This window comes from Shewanella profunda (genome assembly GCF_023283765.1).
Taxonomy (GTDB): Bacteria; Pseudomonadota; Gammaproteobacteria; order Enterobacterales; family Shewanellaceae; genus Shewanella; species Shewanella profunda.
Map to the genome: position 1 here is coordinate 1 of NZ_JAKILG010000114.1, position 859 is coordinate 859.

Consider the following 859-nt stretch of genomic DNA (forward strand, 5'->3'; position numbering starts at 1 on the left):
GTCTAACCGGGCGATATACGGTTGGCTATCATGCACATTACCAGCGGTGGCGAAAGTATCTGTGATGATGCCATGGCGACCATCCACTGTCCGATGGTCAAGATAGAAAAAGCCTTGAGGTTTACCTTCTCGTGTCATAAAACCACTTTCAGGATCAGTGGTACTGACTTTCTGATTTTTCACCTCCGTTGCGGGTTTGGCTTCTTTTAGTGGTTTTTTACTATGCGCCTCGCGGTCTGCTTCAATTGCTTTATCTAACTCCGCAATATAAGCAGAGGTACTTGCCGTGACCTCTTTGTTTACGGCTTTACGCTTGTTGGCACTGGCTTTTAGATGGGTACTGTCGGTATACAGCGTATAGCCGCCAATCAGGCGCTGCTCAAAAGCCTGCTCGACTATCCGGTCGAAGATACGCTGGAACACATCTGTGCTGTTAAAACGGCGAATGCGGTTCTGACTCAATGTTGAGGCATCTGGCACCTTCTCAGTCAACCCCATGCGTAAGAACCAGCGATAAGCGACATTGACCTGAATTTCCTGCATCAAGCGGCGCTCGCTTGGCACGCCAAACAGGTAACCTAAAATCATGATTTTGAATAACCGTACGGGGTCTATCGGGGGACGACCATTGTCTTTGCAATACAGATGTTCCACTTCTGCGCGGATAAATTCAAAATCAATCGCGGCATCGACTTTACGGACTAAATGGTCTTTGGGCACGAGCTCTTCGAGCGTGACCATTTCTAACTGATATTGTTGAGGAGAAGGAGGTTTTAGCATAGTGGTTAGCCATCAATTCAACTAACCCTATTAGATCAAAGTCCTGGATCGGCGTCCAGGACTTTGTCAGCAGTCTGAA

The 859-nt window shown here is 47.6% G+C and carries 1 protein-coding gene; it reads right to left on the reverse strand.

The features are described 5' to 3' along the window. Positions 1–780 (reverse strand): IS1182 family transposase (locus L2744_RS21485; protein ID WP_248993773.1); only part of this gene is annotated, 780 nt, incomplete at its 3' end. Between the last annotated feature and the right edge of the window lie 79 nt (positions 781–859).